32 protein-coding genes are annotated in these 24,718 nt (G+C 44.9%); 19 read left to right on the forward strand and 13 right to left on the reverse strand.

Annotated elements, in window-relative coordinates:
* The first annotated feature begins 595 nt into the window (after positions 1 to 595).
* Positions 596 to 1,276, forward strand: coding sequence for a hypothetical protein (locus tag AR442_RS08320; RefSeq protein ID WP_014418138.1), 681 nt, complete (start codon positions 596 to 598; stop codon positions 1,274 to 1,276).
* Here the strand turns inward: AR442_RS08320 and AR442_RS20625 are convergent.
* Positions 1,273 to 1,416, reverse strand: coding sequence for a hypothetical protein (locus tag AR442_RS20625; protein ID WP_014418137.1), 144 nt, complete (start codon positions 1,414 to 1,416; stop codon positions 1,273 to 1,275). The genes AR442_RS08320 and AR442_RS20625 overlap by 4 nt on opposite strands.
* A 117-nt stretch (positions 1,417 to 1,533) precedes the next feature.
* Between AR442_RS20625 and AR442_RS19920 the strand changes: the two genes are divergently transcribed.
* From AR442_RS19920 to AR442_RS08330, 3 genes are all read left to right on the forward strand, one after another.
* Positions 1,534 to 1,707, forward strand: a complete 174-nt coding sequence (locus tag AR442_RS19920; RefSeq protein WP_003153696.1) for a YozD family protein — start codon at positions 1,534 to 1,536, stop codon at positions 1,705 to 1,707.
* 73 nt (positions 1,708 to 1,780) lie between these two features.
* Positions 1,781 to 2,392: a phosphatase PAP2 family protein gene (locus AR442_RS08325; RefSeq protein WP_017417984.1), complete on the forward strand. Its 612-nt coding sequence runs from the start codon at positions 1,781 to 1,783 to the stop codon at positions 2,390 to 2,392.
* Between the two features lie 59 nt (positions 2,393 to 2,451).
* Complete coding sequence (locus AR442_RS08330) at positions 2,452 to 2,772, forward strand: YodL domain-containing protein (RefSeq protein WP_003153700.1); 321 nt, start codon at positions 2,452 to 2,454, stop codon at positions 2,770 to 2,772.
* A 54-nt stretch (positions 2,773 to 2,826) separates the two neighbouring features.
* On the opposite strand, the gene AR442_RS20300 is transcribed toward AR442_RS08330, so the two are convergent.
* Positions 2,827 to 2,952: a hypothetical protein gene (locus AR442_RS20300; RefSeq protein WP_003153701.1), complete on the reverse strand. Its 126-nt coding sequence runs from the start codon at positions 2,950 to 2,952 to the stop codon at positions 2,827 to 2,829.
* Between the two features lie 136 nt (positions 2,953 to 3,088).
* Between AR442_RS20300 and deoD the strand changes: the two genes are divergently transcribed.
* A complete protein-coding gene (gene deoD, locus AR442_RS08335; protein WP_003153702.1) occupies positions 3,089 to 3,787 on the forward strand; it encodes a purine-nucleoside phosphorylase in 699 nt (232 codons plus the stop codon).
* An 83-nt stretch (positions 3,788 to 3,870) separates the two neighbouring features.
* On the forward strand, positions 3,871 to 4,689 hold the full coding sequence (locus AR442_RS08340) for a M15 family metallopeptidase (protein ID WP_003153703.1): 819 nt from the start codon (positions 3,871 to 3,873) through the stop codon (positions 4,687 to 4,689).
* 43 nt (positions 4,690 to 4,732) lie between these two features.
* Here AR442_RS08340 and AR442_RS08345 read toward each other — a convergent pair whose 3' ends face one another.
* Both AR442_RS08345 and AR442_RS08350 read right to left on the reverse strand, forming a co-directional pair.
* Positions 4,733 to 4,984 (reverse strand): hypothetical protein, encoded by a 252-nt coding sequence (locus tag AR442_RS08345; RefSeq protein WP_007612011.1) that lies wholly within the window; start codon positions 4,982 to 4,984, stop codon positions 4,733 to 4,735.
* 92 nt (positions 4,985 to 5,076) lie between these two features.
* Positions 5,077 to 5,778: a class I SAM-dependent methyltransferase gene (locus AR442_RS08350; RefSeq protein WP_053284883.1), complete on the reverse strand. Its 702-nt coding sequence runs from the start codon at positions 5,776 to 5,778 to the stop codon at positions 5,077 to 5,079.
* A 146-nt stretch (positions 5,779 to 5,924) separates the two neighbouring features.
* Here AR442_RS08350 and ctpA point away from each other — a divergent pair, with 146 nt between their 5' ends.
* Complete coding sequence (ctpA, locus tag AR442_RS08355) at positions 5,925 to 7,328, forward strand: carboxy-terminal processing protease CtpA (protein WP_014418134.1); 1,404 nt, start codon at positions 5,925 to 5,927, stop codon at positions 7,326 to 7,328.
* Between the two features lie 60 nt (positions 7,329 to 7,388).
* Here the strand turns inward: ctpA and AR442_RS08360 are convergent, their stop codons facing one another.
* On the reverse strand, positions 7,389 to 8,114 hold the full coding sequence (locus AR442_RS08360; protein WP_014418133.1) for a GntR family transcriptional regulator: 726 nt from the start codon (positions 8,112 to 8,114) through the stop codon (positions 7,389 to 7,391).
* Positions 8,115 to 8,363: 249 nt separating this feature from the next.
* Here AR442_RS08360 and bglA point away from each other — a divergent pair, with 249 nt between their 5' ends.
* Both bglA and AR442_RS08370 read left to right on the forward strand, forming a co-directional pair.
* On the forward strand, positions 8,364 to 9,806 hold the full coding sequence (gene bglA / locus AR442_RS08365; protein WP_053284882.1) for a 6-phospho-beta-glucosidase BglA: 1,443 nt from the start codon (positions 8,364 to 8,366) through the stop codon (positions 9,804 to 9,806).
* A gap of 147 nt (positions 9,807 to 9,953) precedes the next feature.
* A complete protein-coding gene (locus AR442_RS08370) occupies positions 9,954 to 11,429 on the forward strand; it encodes a glycoside hydrolase family 30 protein (RefSeq protein WP_053284881.1) in 1,476 nt (491 codons plus the stop codon).
* Positions 11,430 to 11,462: 33 nt separating this feature from the next.
* On the opposite strand, the gene AR442_RS08375 is transcribed toward AR442_RS08370, so the two are convergent.
* Positions 11,463 to 12,953 (reverse strand): sodium:solute symporter family protein, encoded by a 1,491-nt coding sequence (locus AR442_RS08375; protein ID WP_012117763.1) that lies wholly within the window; start codon positions 12,951 to 12,953, stop codon positions 11,463 to 11,465.
* Complete coding sequence (locus AR442_RS08380; RefSeq protein ID WP_003153716.1) at positions 12,953 to 13,153, reverse strand: DUF3311 domain-containing protein; 201 nt, start codon at positions 13,151 to 13,153, stop codon at positions 12,953 to 12,955. The genes AR442_RS08375 and AR442_RS08380 overlap by 1 nt, the downstream gene beginning before the upstream one ends.
* A gap of 185 nt (positions 13,154 to 13,338) precedes the next feature.
* Here AR442_RS08380 and AR442_RS08385 point away from each other — a divergent pair, with 185 nt between their 5' ends.
* The gene (locus tag AR442_RS08385; protein WP_014418130.1) at positions 13,339 to 14,262 is read left to right on the forward strand and encodes a ring-cleaving dioxygenase; all 924 of its coding nucleotides are present in this window, start codon (positions 13,339 to 13,341) and stop codon (positions 14,260 to 14,262) included.
* Positions 14,263 to 14,264: 2 nt separating this feature from the next.
* Positions 14,265 to 14,867, forward strand: a complete 603-nt coding sequence (locus tag AR442_RS08390; RefSeq protein ID WP_021493917.1) for an alpha/beta hydrolase — start codon at positions 14,265 to 14,267, stop codon at positions 14,865 to 14,867.
* 43 nt (positions 14,868 to 14,910) lie between these two features.
* Here the strand turns inward: AR442_RS08390 and AR442_RS08395 are convergent, their stop codons facing one another.
* Positions 14,911 to 15,519: a nitroreductase family protein gene (locus AR442_RS08395; protein WP_003153727.1), complete on the reverse strand. Its 609-nt coding sequence runs from the start codon at positions 15,517 to 15,519 to the stop codon at positions 14,911 to 14,913.
* Between the two features lie 129 nt (positions 15,520 to 15,648).
* Here AR442_RS08395 and yodB point away from each other — a divergent pair, with 129 nt between their 5' ends.
* A complete protein-coding gene (gene yodB / locus AR442_RS08400) occupies positions 15,649 to 15,990 on the forward strand; it encodes a transcriptional regulator YodB (RefSeq protein WP_003153729.1) in 342 nt (113 codons plus the stop codon).
* A gap of 39 nt (positions 15,991 to 16,029) precedes the next feature.
* Here the strand turns inward: yodB and AR442_RS08405 are convergent, their stop codons facing one another.
* The gene (locus AR442_RS08405; RefSeq protein WP_012117758.1) at positions 16,030 to 16,398 is read right to left on the reverse strand and encodes a hypothetical protein; all 369 of its coding nucleotides are present in this window, start codon (positions 16,396 to 16,398) and stop codon (positions 16,030 to 16,032) included.
* Between the two features lie 52 nt (positions 16,399 to 16,450).
* Positions 16,451 to 16,840, reverse strand: coding sequence for a tautomerase family protein (locus AR442_RS08410; RefSeq protein WP_003153733.1), 390 nt, complete (start codon positions 16,838 to 16,840; stop codon positions 16,451 to 16,453).
* A gap of 200 nt (positions 16,841 to 17,040) precedes the next feature.
* Between AR442_RS08410 and AR442_RS08415 the strand changes: the two genes are divergently transcribed.
* The gene (locus tag AR442_RS08415; protein WP_003153736.1) at positions 17,041 to 17,280 is read left to right on the forward strand and encodes a hypothetical protein; all 240 of its coding nucleotides are present in this window, start codon (positions 17,041 to 17,043) and stop codon (positions 17,278 to 17,280) included.
* Between the two features lie 35 nt (positions 17,281 to 17,315).
* On the opposite strand, the gene AR442_RS08420 is transcribed toward AR442_RS08415, so the two are convergent.
* A complete protein-coding gene (locus AR442_RS08420; RefSeq protein ID WP_014418128.1) occupies positions 17,316 to 17,780 on the reverse strand; it encodes a hypothetical protein in 465 nt (154 codons plus the stop codon).
* A gap of 97 nt (positions 17,781 to 17,877) precedes the next feature.
* Here AR442_RS08420 and rarD point away from each other — a divergent pair, with 97 nt between their 5' ends.
* From rarD to bshB2, 4 genes are all read left to right on the forward strand, one after another.
* Entirely contained in the window at positions 17,878 to 18,774 is an 897-nt protein-coding gene (gene rarD / locus AR442_RS08425; RefSeq protein ID WP_012117756.1) for an EamA family transporter RarD, read from the forward strand.
* A 67-nt stretch (positions 18,775 to 18,841) separates the two neighbouring features.
* The gene (locus AR442_RS08430) at positions 18,842 to 19,120 is read left to right on the forward strand and encodes a hypothetical protein (RefSeq protein WP_003153742.1); all 279 of its coding nucleotides are present in this window, start codon (positions 18,842 to 18,844) and stop codon (positions 19,118 to 19,120) included.
* Complete coding sequence (locus AR442_RS08435) at positions 19,117 to 19,467, forward strand: YojF family protein (protein ID WP_007611980.1); 351 nt, start codon at positions 19,117 to 19,119, stop codon at positions 19,465 to 19,467. Before AR442_RS08430 ends, AR442_RS08435 begins: the two co-directional genes overlap by 4 nt.
* A 17-nt stretch (positions 19,468 to 19,484) precedes the next feature.
* Positions 19,485 to 20,150: a bacillithiol biosynthesis deacetylase BshB2 gene (gene bshB2 / locus AR442_RS08440; protein WP_007407961.1), complete on the forward strand. Its 666-nt coding sequence runs from the start codon at positions 19,485 to 19,487 to the stop codon at positions 20,148 to 20,150.
* A 26-nt stretch (positions 20,151 to 20,176) separates the two neighbouring features.
* Here bshB2 and AR442_RS08445 read toward each other — a convergent pair whose 3' ends face one another.
* Together AR442_RS08445 and AR442_RS08450 are read right to left on the reverse strand one after the other, a co-directional pair.
* Entirely contained in the window at positions 20,177 to 21,025 is an 849-nt protein-coding gene (locus AR442_RS08445; protein WP_014418127.1) for an STAS domain-containing protein, read from the reverse strand.
* A gap of 13 nt (positions 21,026 to 21,038) precedes the next feature.
* A complete protein-coding gene (locus AR442_RS08450) occupies positions 21,039 to 22,400 on the reverse strand; it encodes an MATE family efflux transporter (protein WP_014418126.1) in 1,362 nt (453 codons plus the stop codon).
* Between the two features lie 277 nt (positions 22,401 to 22,677).
* On the opposite strand from AR442_RS08450, the gene cdaS reads away from it, so the two are divergent.
* The gene (cdaS, locus tag AR442_RS08455; RefSeq protein ID WP_014418125.1) at positions 22,678 to 23,304 is read left to right on the forward strand and encodes a sporulation-specific diadenylate cyclase CdaS; all 627 of its coding nucleotides are present in this window, start codon (positions 22,678 to 22,680) and stop codon (positions 23,302 to 23,304) included.
* A gap of 118 nt (positions 23,305 to 23,422) precedes the next feature.
* Positions 23,423 to 24,634 carry a macrolide family glycosyltransferase gene (locus AR442_RS08460; RefSeq protein WP_014418124.1) on the forward strand — a complete coding sequence of 404 codons (1,212 nt, stop codon included), beginning with the start codon at positions 23,423 to 23,425 and terminating at the stop codon, positions 24,632 to 24,634.
* The last annotated feature ends 84 nt before the right edge of the window (positions 24,635 to 24,718 follow it).

Below are 24,718 nucleotides of genomic sequence, written 5' to 3' on the forward strand. Positions count from 1 at the left end.
GCAGTAGAATGTATAGCTGCAGAGTTCACCGGATCAGGCCTGCTGCCGGTGGGGTCCCGTGTAAGGAGCCTCTTTTCACGGAGAAATAATCAAACATTTAAATGAAGTGATTAGGTAAGACTGATGAGCCACTGACGTTTGGACGGAAAAGGGATTTTATGTGACAAGGTTGAAGCGGATTGAAGTTGTGCCTTCATTGAAAGCCGAAATGAGTTTGGTTCTTCATGATACACAAGCCATTGCAAATATGCAGCCGGAATGGGAGTTCCATACTCCTACGAATCTTGAACATCACGGCGGTGTGTCAACATGCCTTCGGGCCGGGTATTTTCCTTTGCGTCATAGAGAAAAAAACAAAAACTCATAAAAAATAGAAGCTTTTTGTCTCAGCATTGTTACTGCTCATTCGATCGAGAGCGGAATGTCATCGGACGCTTCTGTTTACGATAAGTGAAAAAACGCACAAGCATGTTGCGGTTTTTGACATTTTGAACAGGTGCAGAAATAGATATTTCCTGTGGTTTTCATGCCCATGCGAAATTATGGCGGCCGGCATACGATAGCGTATGACAGTCCGCGGCAAGGGGGAGACAGCATGAAGCCAGATAAACCGAAATTTCAAGTGGGAGACATCGTGGTCGTCGTGATGTACGGAACCGTCGGCACCATTACGAAGGTTCATCAAATTGATAAACATTATCTTTACGAAGTCAATCATAATGAAGTGCTTTATTTTGAATCGTCCATCCAGCTTTATAAAGATTATGAGGGCGTGATCGTCGATATGGAGAAATTGGATATTGAATATGAATTTCTGATCGGCGACGTCGTATATGTAAAGGACTACGGAAAGGAATTATTCCGTGTCATCGGCCACAGAACTGAAATATGGAGATATTTAGAGGATGGCTGGGAGGATATTATTTATGAGCTGACTCGGCTGAAAGACGGAGAGTGGCTTGAAACGGAGGAAGAGGATCTCACGCTGGTTCTGAGAAAATATGAAATGGATCAGTTTGTGCATCAGCTGCTGTTTGTCCACTATGTTGGGGAAGCATCTCATGAGATCGGCGAGGATACCGTCGCGTCTGCTCTTCTTCAGTTTGAAGGCGATGCTGATGATCCCGATACCCTGCATGTGCTGGCGGTATCGATTGTAGATGAGCTGCTTGATATTTATAACGATTATAAGATTCTTTATCATTTGTTCGGTGACGAAGAATATAAAGATATGATGAATTTTGTGCTGGAAAGCCTGCGGGAGCATTTCAGCTAGCCGGCAAAAAAACGGACGGTGACATATAAAAACCAGGGCAGACAGCCGGCAAAGATTACAAACGACATTCCTTTCAGTACTTTTTCCAATACGATATCAAATCCATCTCCGTCCAAAAAAGCCATCATTTTCGTCATCATCTTTTCTCCCTCCGGGGCTTGTTTTTTAAAAGTATATGAGCGGACAAAACGTTTAGAACTTTCGGGTATAATTTGAACGGTTTTTTCATAAAACATAAAAAAGGAGGCGGTGTTTGCATGAAAGAAATAGATCTTGTGATTGACACAGAAGAAATAGCTGATTATTTTTACAGTCAGCTTGCTATGCGCGGGTACATACCGAGTGAAGAGGAAATCTTCGAAATAGCCGACATCACCTTTGATTATTTATTAGAAAAATGTATGATAGACGAAGAGCTTGATGAAGACTGAAACTGCGGAACCGAAGTGAAAAAGCTTCGGTTTTTTCAATCGGCTCGGGAGAATGAAACATGGGGGGAAAACGTTGTACAAGCCAGCAAGTCTTTTCGCATTGTTTATTCTGCTCGCAGCAGCGATCCGGATAGAAGCCGTCCGGGCTTTTGATGAGCGTGTGATAGAAGCGGCTGTCAGGATCAGGGCTGCCTGGCTGAATGAATTGATGTTATGGATAACGGAGCTCGGCACGACCGCGGTGCTTTTACCGCTTCTTCTTTTGACAGGCGCGGCTCTGTATATGTACAAAAAAACGCCGGATGTTGTTTTTTTGCCGCTTCTCTTTCTCATTGAACGGATTGTAAACATAAAAATAAAAGAATTGATTGAAAGAGCCAGACCCGCTTTTGAACCGCTCGTCCATGAAACCTCATACAGTTTTCCGAGCGGCCACTCCATGAATTCGGCAGTGATGTATCCCGTCATCGCTTACTTTTTGATTAAGCATGTTCCGTTTTTTACGAAAAGAAAACGGGCCGTCACCGTCTTTACCGGAGTTCTCGTCATTCTGATCGGACTCAGCAGAATTTATTTAGGCGCGCATTTTCCGACGGATGTCCTTGCCGGATTCAGTCTCGGACTTTGCCTCGTTTCGCTTTTTGCGCTCTTTGACGAAAAGTATCATCCGTTTCGACAAAAATAGAGACAGGAAAAATGAGAAAAAACGCTAATACTATTAAGAAATAAGAGGGAGGGATCTTGATGCTGTTATCGCTGCCCGTGTTTAAAAAAAAGACTTGCGCCTATGATGTGACGATTTTTCAAACACCCCGCTACGGCGAGAAAAAGGGATACAGGGTCGTCTATCGGACAGAGCTGGCCGCTGACAATCATCAAGACGCACTGGAAAGGGCATTTTCTGTTTTTAATGTGCCTGATACGGTCCCAAACGACTATCAAGCCAGATTCATAGCGACCGGAGATGTCATACTCATAGACGAAGGAAGAAAAGGAAAGACCTATTACAGGCTTAACCCTGCGGGATGGAGCAAAATTAACCGGCTGCTCGTCCAGCCGAGGTAAGACGGGGCCGGCTGAATCTTCAGCCGGCTTCCGTATTGTCTGGGAAAGACAGTGTTAAGGCTTCCGTTTAGCGGCGGAATGCTCTTTTCCATGCGCTTCATCAGCTGCAATGACGTCTGAAACGGGCACATGATTGTTCTTTTTCTGGCCGGTCACCCGGTTGCGCTGTTTTTTGCCCATTATGTTCACTCCTTTTTCTTTAGGCTTGTCATCCCGCATATTCTGCCCAAGATCGCCCTGATCATGCTGATGATTGTCTCTTACCGTTATTCAGTGTACAATGGGTGGGAGTTTGAATAGGCAGGAGGAAAAGGAAATGAGTGTACATATAAACGCAGAAAAAGGCCAAATTGCGGATACAGTGCTTTTGCCGGGAGATCCGCTCCGAGCGAAATTTATTGCGGAAACTTATCTTGAAAATGTGGAATGCTATAATGAAGTCAGAGGAATGTACGGATTTACGGGTACATATAACGGCAAAAAAGTATCAGTCCAAGGCACAGGCATGGGTGTTCCGTCTATCTCTATTTATGTGAATGAACTGATTCAAAGCTATGATGTTCAAAACTTAATCAGAGTCGGCTCATGCGGAGCCATCCGTAATGACGTGAAGGTCCGTGACGTGATTTTGGCTATGACGTCTTCAACGGATTCACAGATGAACCGTGTCGCCTTCGGCAGTGTAGATTATGCTCCTTGCGCAGACTTCGAACTGCTTCATAAAGCGTACCAGGAAGCGCAAAAAAACAATCTTCCCGTAGCGGTCGGGAGCGTATTCACCGCCGATCAGTTTTACAATGAAGACTCCCAAATCGAAAAGCTTGCCAGATACGGCGTGCTCGGCGTAGAGATGGAAACGACTGCTTTATATACGCTTGCCGCTAAATACGGCAAAAAAGCGCTGTCTATCCTGACTGTAAGCGATCACGTATTAACGGGAGAAGAAACAACGGCAGAAGAGCGTCAAACGACTTTTCATGATATGATTAAACTGGCGCTGCATACTGTATCGTAAACTTGAGATGAGGGTTATGCTGATTAAAGCAGCCCTCTTCTTTATGCATCGCCCTGATTCAAAAAAAGAAAGGTAAGTGTAAAATGAAGAAATCCACTAAATGGTTCTCGCTCGCTGCCGCTCTCAGCGTAACCGCAATCGTGGGAACCGGCTGCAGCATTTCAGGCGGCGACAGCCACAAGGACACAAAAACAGCAGCTGAAACAAAACAATCAGATGACACATCAAGCAAAAAAACAACGAAGACAGAAAACAGCGATTTTGTATTGGAGAGCAAATATTTTAATGATATTAAAGAAGTGAACGGGCTTGAGACCATTCAAAACCCGACAAATACACTTGCGCTCGTGAATAAGACATACACGCTGCCGGGAGATTATAAACCGAATGATCTCGTGATCCCGAAAGTCGAATTTTCTTTTACTGAGAAAATCGAGAAACGATATATCCGCAAACCTGCCGCCGATGCTTTGGCGGAACTATTCAGCGCCGGGAAAAAAGAAGGTTATGACCTGGTTGCCGTTTCAGGATACCGCTCTTATGACAGACAGAAAGTTATTTTCGATAATGAAGTCAGTCTGAAAGGTGAAAAAAAGGCCAAAGAAGCCGTCGCATATCCGGGGCAAAGCGAACACCAGACGGGGCTTGCCATGGACATTTCCAGCAAAAGCAACGGATATGAGCTGAATGAAGCGTTCGGAAACACGGCGGACGGCAAATGGGTGAAAGACCATGCGTATGAATACGGCTTTATCATCCGCTATCCTAAAGGCAAAGAAAATGTCACAAAGTATGAGTATGAACCATGGCATTTACGCTATGTAGGCAAAAAAGCGGCAAAAGCCATCCATGACCATCAATTAACGCTTGAAGAATATTTTAATGAAGTAAAGAAAGTGTAATGAGAAGAAGCCCGCTTGAAAAATAGAAAGCGGGCTTTCTTTATTACCAGAAGAGTAAACCTCCAAGCGCAAATCCGGTAATTAAACCAAGGCCGATACCGTAGGCTGCTCCCCAGCCTCCCCAGCCTCCCCAATAGCCGAACCCGTATCCTCTGTGACGGCCGCCGACAGGGGCGATATACACTTTGCTATTAGTCACCCGTACGATTCTTCCGACGTGGACTCTGCCGTTTCGTTCTGTAATTCTTGCTACTTTTCCCTGGTGCTGCCGGCAAAGATGATAATAGTTTTGCATCTTTTCTCCTCCTATCCAACCTATCTTTCTATGTCAGCTTATGATAGAGTGCGGTAAAAAGGTTGGACGAAAATAGGAGGACAATCGCCGTTTTACTTGTAAGCGACAAAAGCGCAGTGTCCCATATATTCACGGTACGTCTGCATAAGCTCGTAATGAGCCGTCAGCGTATCGTAGTGAACCGGCTGAATAACTGGCGATAAATCCATTTCTGTAGTCGGCTCCTGCGCATTGTTTTCATAGACAGCGGGAATGAAATCCGCTTTCTGAAAGCCTTGCTGAAGCAATCTCTGTTTCCATGCCGTTTCATCCTGCAATACGGTAAAACCGTAGAAGTCTTTTATCTGCGTGATGGCGTTTTCCGGCATGGGCTTTTGTAAAGCAGCTTCAATGCCGATCAGCATACCCCCGGGTTTAAGGACCCGCAGGATTTCAGACAGCGATGCATCAAGATTTGAAAAGGTGAGAACTGATTCGGAAAGAACGGCGGAAAATTGATTTTCAGCAAACGGAAGCCGCTCAAGCTCCGCCAAATAGCCCGGAATGGTTAAGCCTTCAGCGGCAAATCGTTTTGCTGCTTTTTCAAGCATAAGGGGGTCCTTATCAACACAGGTGACGGGATACAGCAGGTGGCCGAGATAAGCGGCCGTCTGTCCCGTTCCGCAGCCGGCGTCAAGAATCGGTTCGCCAGGAGGAGGAGCCGCTTTTGTGAGAACGGTTTTGGAAAAAGCGAGTCCGCCGGGGTGAGCCCCTCCGACTCCGAATAAGGACAGCATATCTAAATATTTGCTCAAAGGCCGAATCCTCCTTTTTTCCTCAGCATATGTTGAGAGAAAAGCATAGGTTTGGGTAAACGGGAAAGAAGGGCGCCTCACGTTTGAAGTTGACGAATGAGCGTTCGTCTATGATAATAATGTAAGAATAAAAAGGTGGTGTTTTCTTGAAGCGGCAATTTAAACTGTTTTTTATTATATTGATCACCGCGGTCGCAGCCTCGGCGCTTACGCTGTTTATCACGGGCAATACGACCATTTTCGGACAAGGCTCGGCTGCTTTGACGAACAGCAAATTTGAGAAATTCAATAAAGCCTACGAGCAGATTAAAAGTGATTACTACCAAAAAACAGATGACAGCAAATTAGTAGACGGAGCGATAAAAGGCATGATCAGTTCCCTGAATGATCCATATTCTTCTTATATGGACCCGCAGGAAGGAAAGTCTTTTGAAGAAACAATTTCCGCTTCGTTTGAAGGCATCGGCGCACAAGTGGAAGAAAAGGACGGCAGCATCCTGATCGTATCGCCGATTAAAGGGTCACCCGCGGAAAAAGCGGGGGTTAAACCGAATGACCAGATCTTGAAGGTCAACGGCAAAAGCGTTAAAGGCCTTAATGTAAACGAAGCCGTCGCATTAATCCGCGGCAAAAAGGGAACAAACGTCAAGCTTGTGCTGCACAGAGCGGGTGTCGGCGATCTGAACCTGTCGATCAAACGTGACACCATTCCGGTTGAAACGGTGTACTCTGAAATGAAAAAAGGAGACATCGGCGAAATCCAAATCACATCCTTCTCCGAATCGACGGCAAAAGAGCTGAATTCAGCCATTGACAGCCTCGAAAAACAAGGAGCGAAAGGATACATTCTCGATTTAAGGGGCAACCCGGGCGGACTGATGGATGAAGCCATCAAAATGAGCAACATGTTTATCGATAAAGGGAAAAATATCATGCAGGTCGAATACAAAGACGGCACGAAAGAGGTCATGAAAGCGACGAAAGAGCGAAAAGTGACAAAACCGACAGTCGTCCTCGTCAATGACGGCACCGCGAGCGCCGCGGAAATCATGTCGGCTGCGCTGCATGAATCATCGGGCATTCCGCTGATCGGCGAGAAAACGTTCGGAAAAGGAACCGTACAGACGGCAAAAGATTACAGCGACGGTTCTACCGTTAAACTGACAATCGCTAAATGGCTGACAGCGGACGGAGAGTGGATTCATAAAAAAGGCATCAAACCGCAATATCAGGTTAAGCTTCCTGAATATGCGAACCTGCCGTATTTAGATGCGAAAAAAACATACAAATACGGGGATTCCGGAACCACCGTCACCAATGCGCAAAAAATGATGAAAGCGCTGGGGTACAGCGTGAAAGTAAACGGCACGTATGATAAAGCATTTGAACAAGCCGTTAAACAATTCCAAGCAAAAGAGAAACTGAAACAAACAGGCATTGTAACGGGAGACACAACGGCAAAATTGATGACGGATCTGCAAAAACAGCTTGCGGACAACGATACACAAATGAAAAAAGCCGTTGAAACATTAAATAAGAATATGAAATAGTAAAAAACACCCGATGCGTCGCTCGCGCATTGGGTGTTTTTTGTTTGCGAAAAGCCCGTCTTATGTCGTTTCCTGTTCAAAAAGGTGGCTGTTCGCCTGAATGAAAAACTGTGATTGCTCATAGTGATAGGTGACTTTTGAGTAGTCAAACGGCTGGCCGTTGGTTAAATGAAAAATCGTTTCAACGCAAAGCTTAGGCGCTCCTGTAAACAGACCTAAGTACTCCGCTTCTTCCTCATTTAACATCCCCGCGTACAGATATAAATCTGAAAAACCGCGCTTTAACCCGAGACCTTCTCTAATATAATCAAATATTGATTCTGCCACGATCTCTTTATTCAAATACGTAATAATCGATTTGTTGTAAAATGACTCTTCGATACACAATGTCAGCCCGTCAATATATCTGATTCGCTTAACATAATACACGTCGCCGTCAGGCGGCATATTCAGATTTTGGGCAGCCTCAGGCGTGGGTTTTCTCACTTCCAGCGCTAATAATTTGGAAGTGACATTAAAATCTTCAAGTGATTCTTTAAATCCCTGATTAGAAAGCAGACTGATATACCCTTTTCTTTTATTCCGTCTGACAAAAATGCCGCTTCCCCTCACTTGAAACACAATCCCCTTTTTTTCTAATAAATCCAAGGACTTGGTGATCGTGCTTTTGCTCACGTTAAACCGGGTCATTAAGGTTTGCAGCACAGGCAGTTTATCCCCTTGCTGCAGCTGATGTTCTTCTATGTATTTTTCAATATCTATCGCGATTTGCTGGTATTTTAACATATACATTCCTCATTCATTTATTGTCCCGCTTCTTTCAGAATTATAGCATAATCGTTTTTAAAAGCCATTTCGTAAATTAACTATAATTGTTTATGTATTGATAAATTATACCGGTACAATTATAATGTAAACGTATAATATGAAAATAAAGGCAGGAATTCTTCTACACTATCGAAGCGGATGCTTGAAGCGGCTGCAGTGCATTTATTCGGCATGCAAGCGGCAGTCAAATAAAGGAGGATATAAACGATGGGGACATTTCCAAAAGATTTTTTATGGGGAGGCGCTCTCGCCGCCCACCAATTTGAAGGGGGATGGAATAAAGGCGGCAAGGGGCCGAGTGTAGTGGACGTCATGACGGCAGGCGCGCATGGTGTGCCCCGGAAAATAACAGATACAATTGAAGAGCGGGAATTTTATCCGAATCATGAAGCGATCGATTTTTATCATCGTTATAAAGAGGACATCGCATTATTCAGCGAGCTGGGTCTGAAATGTTTAAGAACGTCCATCGGCTGGAGCAGAATTTTTCCTAAAGGTGATGAAGCGGAGCCCAATGAGGAAGGATTGGCTTTTTACGACCGGGTGTTTGATGAATTGCTGAAACATGGGATTGAACCGGTAATCACGCTGTCACATTTTGAGATGCCGCTGCATTTGGCGAGGGAATACGGCGGTTTCAGAAACAGAAAAACAGTCGGATTTTTTGTGAAATTCGCTGAAGTGTGTTTTGAACGCTATAAACATAAGGTGAAGTATTGGATGACGTTTAACGAAATCAATAATAAGATGGATGTGAATAATCCGATCTTTTTATGGACGAACTCAGGCGTCGCCGTCAAAGAAAACGAAAACGCAAAAGAAGTCATGTATCAGGCCGGCCATCACGAACTGCTGGCAAGCGCATTGGCTGTTTCGAAGGGAAGAGAAATCAATCCCGAGTTCAGGATCGGCGCGATGGTATCACATGTTCCGATTTACCCGTACTCATCTCACCCCGATGATGTGATGCTGGCTGAAGAAACGATGAGACAGCGTTTTTTCTTCCCGGACGTGCAGGTTCGCGGATATTATCCAAGCTATGCGTTAAAAGAATTTGAAAGAGAAGGCTATCAGATACACTTTGAAGACGGTGATGAAGAGATTTTGAAAAACGGCCGGGTGGACTATCTCGGATTCAGCTATTACATGTCTACAACCGTAAAAAGTGATGTATCAAACGATAATACCGGGGATGTCGTAAACGGAGGATTGCCAAACGGCGTGGACAATCCTTATATTACAGCGAGTGATTGGGGCTGGGCGATTGACCCGACCGGTTTACGGTACACATTAAACCACTTATACGACCGCTACCAGATTCCATTATTTATCGTGGAAAACGGATTCGGCGCCATCGACACATTAGAAGAGGACGGTTCAATTCATGACGCAGCAAGAATTGAATATTTATCGTCACATATAAAAGCTTTGAAAAAAGCAATCACATATGATGGTGTGGATGTAATGGGCTATACACCATGGGGAATTATTGATATCGTGTCATTTACAACCGGAGAAATGAAAAAACGCTACGGCATGATTTATGTTGATCGGGATAATGAAGGCAACGGTTCAATGAGGCGGCTTAAGAAAGACTCATTTGAATGGTATAAAAAAGTGATTGAAACAAACGGCTCATATGTATCCTAAAGGTGTAAAAAGGGAAGGCTTCACCGTTGTGTGAAGCCGGCTTTTTATCAGTATTTTTGAAAGCGCATTCATTCAAGCGGGAAGGAGGTGACTGTCCGGCTTTTCATTTAGGATCGCTTATAAAAATAAGGAAAGGGATGGTGGCTCATGTTTTTTAAAAAAGGTCTGCACATGACGCTGGTTTTTCTTATGTTTTTCTTTTTCATATCAAGCAGCATGACCGAAGTGTATGCGGCTGATCGGAAGGCTTCAGACAAAAACAAAGTAAGGGTGTGGTTCAGTTCTGAAAAAGATCCGGCTTCCCGTACGTGGTATGACGGGCCGCAGGAAGTGAAATACGCCTTAGACGAACAAACACCGCTTACATTGACAAAAAAGAAGGCTTCTGACACCGCCGCCGTGTATATTGATCCGTCGCGCCGCTATCAAAGTGTGTTAGGCGTAGGATCGTCCCTGGAAGAATCCACAATCCATAATTTATCAAAAATGACACCCGCAAAAAGAAAAGAAGTGCTGAAAAAACTGGTTGATCCCAAAGATGGTATCGGCATGGACGTTATGCGCATAACAATCGGGACATCTGATTTTACGGCACAGGAATTTTATACGTATGATGATATGCCTGAAGGCCAAACAGATCCTAAGCTCCGTCATTTCTCGATCCAAAAGGATATTGATTTACACATTACAGCAACCATCAAGGAAGCGCTGGCGATAAATCCGGAACTGAAAATCATTGCTTCACCGTGGAGCCCGCCGGCTTGGATGAAAACGAATGAAAACCTTAAGCGGGGAAAGCTGAAAGATAAATATATCGGCGAACTGGCCGTTTACTTCCGCAAATTTATTGAGGCGTACGAAAAGCAAGGAATTCCGATTTATGCCATGACCCTTCAAAATGAACCTTTGCTGGAAATCGACTATCCGAGCATGTATATGTCGCCGTCTCAGCAGCGCAAACTGGCACTGGCCTTAAAAAAAGAAATGAAAAAACACGTAATTGACACGAAAATTTGGATTTATGATCACAATGCGAGCGGGGCGTGGAACTATATTCCGCCGATTTTAGATGATAAAAAAGGAAACCGGGCGGCAGACGGCATCGCTTTTCACGATTATGACGGTGACCTTTCCGTCATGTCGGAGATCGGAAAGAGATATCCTGATCAATCTATTCACTTAACGGAGCGGTCTATCTGGGGGACGGCAGGGGCGGACCGGATCGCGCAGTATTTCCGCAACGGCGCGTCGAGCTACAATGCGTGGGTGACGATGCTCGACAGTCAAATCAAGACGCATCATTGGATAGGCACCCCAGACCCGACGCTGTTTATTCAGGATGCTAAAAACCCTGACCGCTATTGGAATATCCCGATCTTTCATATGACAGGCAACTTTTCAAAATTTATCGACCGGGGAGCAAAGCGGATAGAAAGTAATTACGGCTCCAAAAACACAGTCTCGAATGTATCGTTCCTTAATCCTGATCAATCCATTGTGACAGTCGTAATCAACCAGACATCCGCCGACCAAAAATTCCATGTCGTTTCAGAAAATCGGCAGTTTGAAGCCGTCATCCCGGCTAAAACCGTGGCTACCTACAAATGGAAGCAAAAAAAGTAAAAACCGGCACATTTACGTGCCGGCTTCTTTCTGTTAAGCGCCTTTTTGGTTCAGTTGATCAGAAGGCGCTTTATTGAATAAACCGTCTTTGACGGCGTTTGAAGCCGCTTTTTTTACAAAAAACGGGTTAAGGATAATAACGGCTGCCATGTTAGCGGTCAAACCCCAAAAGCCTTCATATATACCGTGGGCGGATTGGGTGATATTTACCGTGAATGTCACGATAAGACCGACGAGAAGACCGATAATTGTCGCTTCTTTCGTTTGATTCTTCCAAAACAGACTGACGGCGATAGCCGGAAAGATCTGAACCATGCCGGAAACACCGAGAAGCTGAAGGGTAACGAGCGCAGTCGGGAACAGCATGCCGAATAAAAGCGCGAGCCCGATGACGACAAATACCATTGAACGGGTGATCATCGTCAGCTTGCTTGGTGACACATTCGGGTGAATCAAATCCCGATATAAGTTATTCGCAAATAAGTTTGATGCTCCGATGGCCATGATAGAGCAGGGAATCAATGACGCAAGGGCAATCGTGGAGTAAGCAAAGCCCTGCGCGACCCCGCCGTAAGACGTTTGAATCAGCTTCAATAAAGCGAGCCGCGGATTGGTATCTTCCGGCAGGACAAGAAACGCGATAAAGCCGAGAAAAATAACAAGAATCAAAACAATATTATAAAGCGGCAGAAACATGCTGTTTTTGCGGACGGCATCTGCGCTTTTTGCCGTAAATACGCCGGTTGCCGCATGCGCCCACATAAAGAGCGCCAGCGCAGATACGATGGAAGCTGTGATAAACCAAGGAATTCCTTTCGGCCCCGAGTCCGGGATCGTCAGCATTTGCGGCGCTTTTTCAGCCAAAGTGTGAATCATCGGCGTCCAGCCGTGAAAATGGATCAGCGGGAGTGAGACGACCATAAACAGCATAATCACCCACACGAGAATGTCTTTAATAATCGCCGTAAACGTCGGCCCTTTAATTCCGCTGAAAAAAGTATACAGCGCTACAAGAATAAAAGAGATGATGACGACCATATTGACATTAATGACACCCGTTCCGGCCACCTGAAGCGTATCTTGAATTCCGCTCAACTGGAGACAAATATAAGGAATGAGCATAAGAACGCCGACAATCGCGACAAGACTGGCCAAAAGTTTACTGTCAAAACGCTCACGGGCATAATCGGCAAGTGTCGTTAATTTGTGTATTTTTGCCACTTTCCACAGCTTCGGCAGAAAGAAATAAGCGATAAAATACGCCAAAACAGAATACGGGATTGCAAAAAAAGCAACGCTTCCCCCTGTGTAGGCTGTGCTTGTTAAGCCTAAAAACGTATAAGCCGTATAAAGATCCGCGCCGACTAAAAACCAGACGAGGAGCCCCCCGAACCGTCTGCCGCCGACAGACCATTCCTCAACAGAAGTGCGTGATGATTTGTCTCTCCCGGCTATAAAGCCGATGCAGACAACGGTTAAAACGATGACGGCTGTAATGATCAATGCTGTTATATTTGCGGGCATCAGTCCAGTCCTCCTTGTTTCTTCTGCAGCCTATAAATAAGAAACGAACATAATGGAGTGACTGCGATCCATAAAAGCAGCCAGAAATGAAAAAAAGGCAGCCCGATAATGATCGGATGAACCCGATTAGCGACTGACAGCAGGGCCAGCTGGCTGAAAGGGATTAAGATGAGAACGAAAATTAGTGCTTTTCTGACCATTTACTTTCCTCCTGAAACTTGATAATGCTCCTTATCATAGCAGGTGTCAGAAAAGATCACAAGATATTTTTCAGAAAAAAAAGAATTCTATTACTTTTTTAACTGAAACACTTTAGTTGCATCTTCATTCATATTAAATTAGAATAGTTAATATCTCGAAATCAAGATATTTAGGAGTGAATACATTGAATACACAAGGATTGCACCATGTTACCGCATTTGCAAAAGATCCTGCTGAAAATCTTCGGTTTTATACTGAAGTGCTGGGTTTGCGGCTCGTTAAAAAAACCGTTAATTTTGACGACCCGGCCACTTATCACTTTTATTTCGGCAACCAAAACGGAGAGCCGGGCACGATCATTACATTTTTTCCTTTTCAGGGAAGCCGCCCGGGAACCGTGGGAAAAGGGCAGGCCGGAAGAATTTATTTCTCCGTGCCGAAAGGAGCACTCGCGTTTTGGAAGCGCCGGCTTGAAGAAAACGGCTTGTCTGTAAAAGAGCAGATCATACTGTCTGAACAAGTGCTTCTCTTTAATGATACAGAAGACCTGCCGCTTGCCATAATGGAAGATGAAAGAAGCGGACAGAGTGAATGGACGCCTGCGGGCATTACTGAAAAAGAAGCGATCACAGGCATGAGAGGTGTTCTTTTGTACTCGTACCGTCCTGAAGCAACCATTCAATTTCTCATAGAACGCTTCGGTTATTCAAAGACAGGAGAAGAAAATCAGATTGTCAGGCTGCAATCGGAGGCCCGGATCGGACATATTATAGATGTTGATCTCGCGCCGAAAGAAGCAGGTATCGGCGGTTACGGGACAGTCCATCATGTCGCTTTCCGCACTACCGAAAAAGAGCAGGCGGAGTGGAAGGACATTCTTGCTGCTTCTCATCTTGCTTCATCTGACATTCTTGACAGGTCTTACTTTACTTCAATCTATTTCAGAGAAAGCGGCGGCATTTTATTTGAAATGGCAACCGATGAACCGGGCTTTATGACGGATGAATCCTTTGAAAATCTCGGAACAGAGCTGAAGCTTCCGGAATGGCTGGAAGAGCATCGCAGCCAGATTACAGCTGTTCTGCCCAAAATGGAGAAAGGAGAATGATGATGAAACATGTGTTTGAACAGGGGACGTCAGAAAATGTTCTGCTGCTTTTGCACGGAACGGGGGGAAATGAACATGATCTTCTGTCGCTCGGACGTTTTATCGATCCGAAAGCAAGTCTGCTCGGGGTCAGAGGATCAGTGTCGGAAAACGGCATGCCCCGTTTTTTTAAGCGGCTGAAAGAAGGCGTATTTGACGAGAAAGATTTAATTGAACGGACGGAAGAATTAAAGAATTTTATTGATGAAGCGGCGCAAATGTACGGATTCAGCAGAGAAAACGTGATTGCTGCCGGCTATTCAAACGGCGCCAATATTGCAGCAAGTCTTTTGTTTCATTATAAAGATGTACTGAAAGGAGCGGTTCTGCATCATCCGATGGTGCCGATACGCGGAGTGAAGCTGCCTGATATGGAAGGGCTGCCTGTGTTTATCGGTGCGGGAAAACGCGATCCCCTATGTACAAAAGAAGAATCGGAGGAGCTTTATCAGTATCTGACAGATGCTCATGCATCCGTTTCTCTTGTTTGGCAGGAGGGCGGTCATCAGCTCACACAGCAGGAAGCAGAGCAGGCAAGAACCTGGTACAGTGAGCGATTCCTATAAAAAACCCTTAGTCTGCTTAAGCGGACTAAGGGTTTCTTTCATTTTACAGCCAAGTTGACACTTTAGATACAGGCAGCCGGTTGCTTTTATGCGCCGGCTTAACGGCTTTGCCGATTGAAATCAGCATGACGGGCACGAAACGCTCGCTCACGTCGAATTCCTTAACGAATTGCTCTTTATTGAATCCGCCGATCGCGCAAGTATCGTAACCTTTTGCTTTAGCGGCAAGCATCAGCTGCATCGCTGCTAAAGAAGCGTTTAAAAATGCTGAATCACGGGCAAACTGATCATTTTGGTATGCACCGTTAATCTGGCCTAAAAGCGTTTGTTTAATCTCTTCTGTGATATTGCCTTGCTCAGCCAGTTCAGCATAAACGTCTTCACCATTTTCATTTGCTTTTAAATCGCCTAATACGGCAATAACTGCTGATGAATCAATAATCTGTTTTTGATTAAAAGCAACCGGAAGCAGGGCAGCTTTTGCTTCATCACTGTGAAAGACTTGAAAATGCCAATGCTGAAGGTTCCAGGCGGAAGGCGCTTGCGTTGTGATTTCAAGGAGTTCTGTTAATTCCTCTTTTGTAATGACCGCGTCTTTATCGTATTCTTTAACAGATGCGCGTTCCTTTAAAACGTCTAATACGGATGTCATCATGTTTCCTCCTTCGGATAAACGTGTTATCATAATAGAAAAGTTAGAAGCTTACTAAATGTAACTCGAAAACTAATTTTAATGGATCACAAAAAACTTGTCAATTCATAGATGAAGGGATGAACTCACGTGGGATATACAATGTGTCCTAAAATGGAATCCGCTTTTTCCCTTTTGGGAAAGCGCTGGAACGGCCTCATTATCCATGTACTGATGGACGGGCCGAAACGATTTAAAGATATGACCGAAACGATACCGACAATCAGCCAAAAAATGCTCGCGGAGCGGCTCAAAGAGCTGGAACAAAATGAAATCGTCGAGCGTCAGGTGCTGCCTGAAACACCTGTCAAAGTCATTTATAAACTGACTGATAAAGGCATGGCCCTGCAAGCCGTTTTTCAGGAAATGCAAAAATGGGCAGACAGTTTTTGCGAGCCCGGGGGATCTGCCAACGACACATGTGATGAATAACAAAGGCTGCCCAAGGCAGCCTTTTCTTAATAATAATGTTTACTCGTCATAAAAACCATTAATATCAAAATTGTTCAGATTGAGGTTCAAGCCTTTTAATTGCTTTAATAAAGCATCGAATGTAAGGAAATGATCATTTTTACATTCCGCCGGAACATCATTTGGAGAAAATAGTTTCATTCCCCCCTCAATCCACTGTTTCCGGTATAACTGAAATGCCGCTTCAATTAAATGATCAGGCGTTACAATAAACCCTAAGCTTACGTCATGGTCCTCACTGTAGCCGAATTCAAACCCGCAGCAGGGGCAAATATCAAATGTTTTTTGATATTCCCCGTTATAAACGGGACTTGTCTCTAATCCTTTAAATCCGCATATTAAACAAGGGTACAACTCACTAACCAACATACATCCCTCTTTTATTCAGTTTGCAATCATTCAGAACAAGCGGGGAGGCCTTTTACAGTTTCCCGGTTAAAAACTGAGCCTCACCAAGCCCGAAGCTCCAATCGGCGTTCCCGTTTTCTGTAATGGAAATCATGACGTCCTCGGGTGATATGCCGCATTCTGTTTTAAGCTGATCAGCCATCAGTTGATATAATGTTTCTTTTTGATGTTCGGTGCGCGCTTTGCTGACAATGCTGATGATGACAAGATCTTTGCTTCTTTTGAAACCGAGCCCGGTATCTTCAATGATAAGCTCATGAGGCCGATGCTGGTGAACGATCTGATAACGGTCCGTTACAGGGACGTCAAAAGCTTTAACCATGGCGTAATGGGCGGTATCCAGTAATTTTTTTAATGCTGCGTCATCCCGGCCTTCAATAACGTCAAAACGAAGTAATGGCATATTTTATTCCCCCTGATGGTTTTATAATGTCGCAACTTGTAAAAAAGTATAACAGTTAATCAAAATGTAATCAAATTATAACCAAAATATTTATACATTAATGCAATATCAGAGAGAGGCACATGTTGTTACAATCGCCCAATCAATTTCCTCATTTTATGAATACGCTTAAGAATAGGCAGACATAAAGGAGGAAAAACATGTACCCTCGTCATGCATTGTATCGCGGGAATTTCGGTCCTGCCGGATTTCCGGCGAGAAGTCCTTTTTTGTTCGGCGCTCCTTTATTCGGCGGATTTTTAGGCGGTCTTCTCGGAGGCGTAATTGCCACAGGTTTTACAAGACCCCGCTATCCGTACGGGTTCGCCGGTTACGGATACGGAGGCGTCCCATACGGCGGTTTCGGTCCGGGAGCCGGCGGTTATCCGCCATTTTATTAAAGAAAAAACGGCCTGCATCGCGCGGGCCGTTTTTTTTATCTTAAAATCTCCACTTCCGATAAATTGTAGTCTTCCTGTTTTGAAAACATAACTTCAATCATCCCGTCTTTATAGACTGCTTTTGTTCCTTTCCGTTTGACGAGGCTCGGAAGGATGATTTCTTTTTTTCCTTCTCCCAGACTGCTGTTCTCTACAACGAGGCTGTGTGACGTATGCTTAATCCTGATACGGTCGAGTTCCTCTTGTTCTGCGGGAATTTTCGCAAAAACATGATCGGATGTTTCAAAAAGGTCAATTTCCGGCTTGGGCGGTTCCGCTTCGACCGGATCGGCCTTTTTGGACATTGGGTCGCGAAAAGGGAACTGTCCGGCATAACCGGCGCCGAATACGCTTTCCATCACTCGGTTGACATATGTCTCGACATCTTTCGGATCAGCATTTTTAAACGTTTCTTTAGAGAACTGATTTTGGAAGGGAAAATATCTGTTCCAATCAAACACGGCATCTCACCCTTTCTTAACGGACAACATAGTATATGCCCGCCGGAAGCTTCCCGTGATATAATATAATCTGTTTACAGAAAGGAAGGGGAAGGCCGTGCAAGGGAATAACGCAAGAAAAGGAATCATTTATACCGCTTGTTCTTTCGCCATGTGGGGGCTGTTTCCGGTCTATTGGAAACTTCTTGAACAAATACCCGCATTGGACATTTTAGCTCACCGGATTTTATGGTCATTTGTTTTCATGTGTGTGCTTTTAACTGTGCTTAAGAAGTGGAAAACCGGATGGCGTGAACTGCGTCTTTTGAAATCGGAAGGGGGCCTGCTGGCGCTTTTTTTCGCTTCCGTTTTAATTTCCGTTAATTGGTTTGTGTACATATGGGCCGTCAATCACGGCTTTTTGCTTGAAGCAAGTCTCGGGTACTACATTAATCCGCTCGTTTCCGTTCTTTTGGGCATCCTATTCTTAAAAGAAAAGCTTAACAAGATGCAAACAGCAGCCGTTTCTATTGCCGGGGCGGCCGTGATCATATCTGCGTTTCAATATGGCGCGGTTCCTTATATCGCATTGCTGCTTGCATTCAGCTTCGGCCTGTACGGCTTATGTAAAAAAAGAACCCGCATGTCCAGCACGATCGGATTGACGCTGGAGACGCTTTTGATTACCCCGGCTGCACTTATTTATTTAGGATATACAGCTGACGGGAGCACTTCCGGGTCCTTGGGGGCAGGAACATGGGCGCTCCTATTTTTCGCAGGCGTATTTACGGCCTTGCCGCTGTTACTGTTTGCAGAGGGGGCAAAGCGTCTGCCGCTGTATCAAGTCGGCATTTTGCAATATATAGCGCCGACCATTACCCTTATGCTCGGCGTATTTGTGTATCATGAACCATTTTCCGGGCAAAAAGCGTTTACCTTCATTTGTATATGGGCAGCATTGCTTTTGTTTACCTTTTCACAGATCAAATGGAAGCGGCCGATAAAAAGCCGCTAAGCCTTTCGCTTTCCAGCGATAGCTTAAATTATGTATAATCATTACGAGTATGTAAAGGAGCTGTACAATGGGCACTGATAAAGACATAGCAAAAGCCTATCAGGCACTGTGGAATAACCGCACTCTCCCGGCTTCAACTCTTGAAGAAGCGGAGAAGGCAATTGATCTTGAACTGCTTGATCAAAGAACACATCCGAGGCTCCGGAAGTCACCCGAGGAAAAGTTTGCTCTGGCGGTGCAGCGAATTGTAGATTCCCGGCTGCGGCCGATTGAGAAATATGAATTGGTTGAACTACATACGAAGCGTTTGCAATTTTTAAAAGAAGAAAGAGGGGAGCAGCTATGAAAGCGATCATAAAAGAAGATGTGCAAACTTCTTTAGAGCGATATGCCGATCGTCCTGTATATATCCATTTGGAAACAACGACCGGTTCTTATTCAGCGCATCTGAATGAGAAAAACATGACGGTTGTAGCCTATATACGCAATGCAAAAGTGACGTACCATCAGGCGAAAATCAAAGGAAACGGCCCGTACCGCGTCGGTTTGAAAACAGAAGAGGGCTGGATTTACGCAGAAGGTCTGACTGAGTATACAGTAGATGACGAAGACCGTCTGTTAATGGCTGGGCATCTGCCGGGCGGAAAATTGGCGATTTCGCTTCAAATCAGCGAAAAGCCGTTTACAGTTTAAAGAAAAGGGTGAAAATCATGAAAGAACATGTACTCGTCATCCTGCCTCACCCTGATGATGAATCATACGGAGTGGCAGGGCTGATTGCTTTACACAGACAAAAAGATATTCCCGTTACGTATGCATGCGCAACGCTTGGCGAAATGGGCCGGAACATGGGAGATCCCTTTTTCGCGAACCGTGAAACACTGCCGCTGTTAAGAAAGCAAGAGCTGATTGACGCATGCAAAGCAATGGACGTTACTGACCTGAGAATGCTCGGGCTTCGTGATAAAACACTTGAATTTGAAGATGACGAGTGGCTCGCGGATATGATGGAAGAGATTATCGACGATGTAAAACCGAGTCTGATTGTCACATTCTATCCGGAGCACGGAGTCCATCCGGATCATGATGCATGCGGCGAAGCGGTCATCAGAGCGCTTTACAGAAAGAAAAAAGAGGACCGCCCGCGCACGCTTTGCATGGCAATCACCCGCAACAGGGAGGAAGCCGTCGGCAAGCCTGATGTCATTCTTGATATTAAAGAGGTTGCCGATATAAAAATGAATGCCTTAAAAGCGCACCGCACCCAAACGGAAGGCATGCTGAGAGAGCTGGAAGAAAAAATAAAAAATAACGAGCCGGTTCTTCAGACATGGTTTGAAGAAGAAGTGTATTGGACATATCCGTGGAAAGACTGATAAAAAAGGGATAAGGCTGAAATGCCTTATCCCTTTTTTTGTGCCAGATCGGAAGCGATCGCTTCCGCAAGCGAAGACCGTATTGATAAATTTGAAAAACTCAGTCCGAGCTGCACCGCGGTTTGGGCGATTTCAGGACGGATTCCGGATAATGTCGCTTTCACGCCGAGCATTCCGAGTGATTCAATTAAGGTGAAAAGCTGTTGGGCAACCATCGTATCAATCATGGCTACGCCCGATAAATCAATGTACAGCTGAGTGATGCGCTTCTCTGAACACTGGTGCAGCGTATTCTCCAAAATCATTTTGGCTCTTGCCGTGTCAATATCCCCGATCAGCGGCAGCAGTCCGACATTGTCAAAAAGCACAATTACCGGCGAGCTCAGCTCGGTGATCAATTCTTTTTGCGCTTCAAGCTGAATGTTTGTGTTTTTATACATTTCCTCTATGAAAATATGAATGACCACATCAAACGATTTGATCAGCGTATGGAATATATCTTCGGCATCTTCTTCTGTCACGGTGTCCGTATGAAGTCTGGTAAACTGCTTGACATGGCCGACATACAAATCACGAACTCTGATAAACTCGCGAATAATATAATGGATGGGAGTTTTTAAATGTTCTTTATCCCGTGCGGCTTTAAACGCCCACTTTTCCAAGGCCGCTGTATATACTTCCTTCTCTTCAGAAAAAATCCGATTGAGTTGATAATTAAACGCCAGATTTTGTTTTTTCAGATTTGTGAGTACAGCCGGGTCAGTAGAAGCATAAACAGAATCAGGATCCGTTTCATGAAGCGTATCAAACCATGTCTGACTGATGTCCTCCGCCCGTTCAGTTAAATAATCGTACAGCAGTTTATGTTTTGGCATTGCTGCTCCTCCTTTATAAAATCATCATTTTTTTCACATAACGCTTTTGCAGTTTCATCAGTCTGAAGAATAAACCGACAGCTCCTGCGGCAAGTCCTGCAATTAACCCGATCCAGTAGCCGTATGCCCCGAGGCCCGTATAAGTGCCGACTGCGTAACCGAGCGGAAGCCCGATAATCCAATACGACACAAAAGCCGCGCCGAGTGTATAGTTGACATCCTTATATCCTCTCAGAGCGCCTTGTATCGGAGCTGCTACGGCATCAGAAAGCTGGAAAAACAGCGCATAGATTAAAAAGTGCTGCGTCAACATGAGCACCGCCGGATCTGATGTATACATTCCGGCGATTTGCGGCCTGAACAGTAAAATGAAAGCCGCCGTGCATAAAGAAAAACTAAGCGCCATCACGATCCCGATATAGCTGTATGAGCGGGCATCTCTATAGCGATTTGCGCCTGCTTCAAAGCCGACTAAAATGGTCATGGCCATGGATACGCTGAGCGGCAGCATATACAAGAGGGAAGCAAAATTCATTGCCGCCTGGTGAGCTGCAATCGTCACCGTCTGAAAATGGCTCATAAGCAGTGTGACAGCCGCAAAAATGCTCGTTTCAAAAAATACCGCAAAACCGATAGGCAAACCGATTTTCAAAAGCTTTCTGCATTCAGACGGAGAAAAACGGTACAGTTTCCGAAATACAGAGTACCCGGCAAACGGCTCAAATCTGCAGACGATAAAAAAGCTGATGGCGCAAATACACCAGTAAGTCAGGGCAGAAGCGAGCCCCGCACCGACTCCGCCCAATGCCGGCATGTTGAATTTCCCGAAAATAAATACATAATTTAAAACAAAATTAATAGGCAATGAGCAAAGCGTAATAAGCATTGTGACTCGCGTTTTGCCGAGTGCATCAATAAACGAGCGCAAAACGGTGTACACAAACAAAGGAAAAATACCGAGGGATAAAAAGCCTAAAAAGTGTTTTGCGATCGTCCGGACACGAGGTTCCAGTCCCAAATGTCCCAAGATCATATCAACGGTGAAAAAGCCGATCAGGATAACCGCCGCACTGAGAACGGCCGCTACATAAACGGCCTGGATGACGGAAAACGGCACTTCCTTTTGTCTGCCGGCTCCAAACAGCTGCGAAACAACGGGCGTAACGGCCATTAATATTCCTGCAAGGCCCGTATAAACCGGTGTCCACAGGCTTGAACCGATTGCAACCCCGGCTAAATCGGCGGCGCTCACTTTTCCTGACATCACCGTATCCAAAAAGGTGATCAGGGAAAGGCCCGCCTGTGTGATTAAAATCGGAATGAAGATATGTAACAGCTGTCTGACCTTTTGGCCGATCGTGTTCGTTTCTCTCAAGTTAGGTTCCCCGTTTCTTTATTTTAACGAGAGAAATTATAACATTTTATGTATAAAAAGCAATGAAAGCCGGCCTACTCTTTTTTGTCCGGTTTCGGCTTTTTAAACATCTTGGCATAAATGAATGAAAGTGAAATGACCCCTAAAAAAGTGCAGATATATTGCATCAGCCGTGCGAATTCCATATGATGTGCGCCTCCTTTCATGATTATGGTGCACACAGCGGCGCATATCCATGCGCGCGATGCAGAAAATAAGGGAAAGGAGCTGATGTGACATGCGCCACACTCAAATGACGGAAAGCGCGTTTACCGCTGCCGTTCAAACGTATTTGAAACAAATTACGGAGGATGCCGGAATGATACTGCGGACATTGGATGAAAAAGACCAATGCCTTCTTTGCGAATTAGATGAACTGGGACATACGTTTCAGGAAATGCAGGCTGTCGCTTCGTCGTTTTACCTGCAGACATATATCGAACATTTTACGCCTTCCTATACAGAGCTGGCGAGGGCCGTGCAGCATCTGGCGGAAGAAAAACACGGAGCGCTGATTGTGATTGAACGTGCAGATCCGCTGGACGGAATAATACAAAAAGGGACCAGCCTGCATGCCGAGATCAGTGCGGCTTTAATTGAGAGTATTTTTTATCCTGGCAATCCGCTTCACGACGGAGCCGTATTGGTCAGAGAAAACCGGGTTGTATCAGCAGCCAATGTGCTTCCGCTCACAACAAAACATGTCGATCTCAAATACGGGACGCGCCACAGGGCCGCGATGGGTCTTTCGGCCGTGACTGATGCACTCGTGCTCGTTGTTTCAGAAGAAACGGGAAAAATGTCCTTTGCTAAAGACGGCGGACTGTATCCGCTTGTTTCGCCGCGGGCGCTTCATACGAAATAATAAGAAAATGGGAATATTGTACCCATTTAATATTAATAAGGTGAACATCTTTACCTTTTTCTGTATTGATGTTATCGTTTAAATATACATAAAATTTAAAAGAATAGGGAGTGGAAAGATGGCAAATGTATTGATGATCGGTTTTCCGGGAGAAGGCCATATCAATCCGTCTTTAGGCGTCGTAAAAGAACTGAAGGCAAAAGGGGAACATGTCGTATATTACGGCGTGAAGGAATATGAGAACAAAATCGCGTCAAGCGGAGCGGAATTCCGTGAATATGAAGATTTCCGAAAAGATGAATTCGGAAAAAACGCAACGGGTGATGAACAGCGGGACGCTACCGAGTTTTTACTATTAATGATTGAGACTTCCAAAAAAGCCGCTCTCCGTATTCTTGAAGAAGTAAAGGATGAATCCTACGACTACATCCTGTATGATCATCATTTTCTGGCAGGAAGGCTCGTGAGAAACCAGCTGAAACTGCCGGCATATTCACTTTGTACGACATTTGCAATGAATGAAGCATTTATTAAAGAAGTGTTTTCAAATACAAACCTTGTATCAGAGGAATCATCTCATTATCCGGCTTATACCGAAGCGGTCAGCCGGCTCAATGAAGAATTCAGCGCAGACATTAAAACGCCGTATGATATTTTCTCAAATGACGGCAGAAAAACCATCGTGTTTACTTCAAGAGCGTTTCAGCCGAAAGAAGAAGAGTTTGGCGATTCTTATCTCTTTGTCGGCCCGTCCATAACCAAAAGGGCGGCGGCTCAAGATTTCCCGTTTGAACAGCTTGAAGGAGAAAAAGTCCTGTTTATTTCCATGGGCACGATTTTTAACAATCAGAAGGAATTGTTTAATAAATGCTTAAAAGCGGCCAGAAACTTTAACGGAAAAGCCGTCATGTCAATCGGCAAACATCTTGACCCGGCGGAGCTTGATGAAATTCCTGAGAATGTCATTGTAAAGCCTTATGTTCCGCAGCTTGAGATCCTGAAGAGAGCGGACTTATTTATCACTCACGGCGGAATGAACAGTACGAGCGAAGGGCTTTACTACAAAACCCCGATGATCGTCATTCCGATGGGCGCAGATCAGTTCGCCGTCGGAAGCCAAGTGGAAAACACGGGCGCGGGCAAGATGTTTAAAAAAGAAGATGTAACAGCCGAACTGCTCACTGAAGCAATAAAAGAATTGAGCGAAAATCCTGAATATCAGACAAAAGCTTCTGAAATCGGAGAATCCCTGAAAGCGGCCGGCGGAGCACAGCGTGCAGCGGAATTGATAGCAGAAGACGTGAAAACTGCCGAGACCCGGGTTCTGTAATCACAGCCGTCACCCGCTTCCTTTAAAGGAAGCGGGCTTTTTTTGATTGTTTTTCGGGAGGATTTTTCACGCCGTAAAGAGAAT

The organism is Bacillus velezensis (assembly GCF_001461825.1).
GTDB lineage: Bacteria > Bacillota > Bacilli > Bacillales > Bacillaceae > Bacillus > Bacillus velezensis.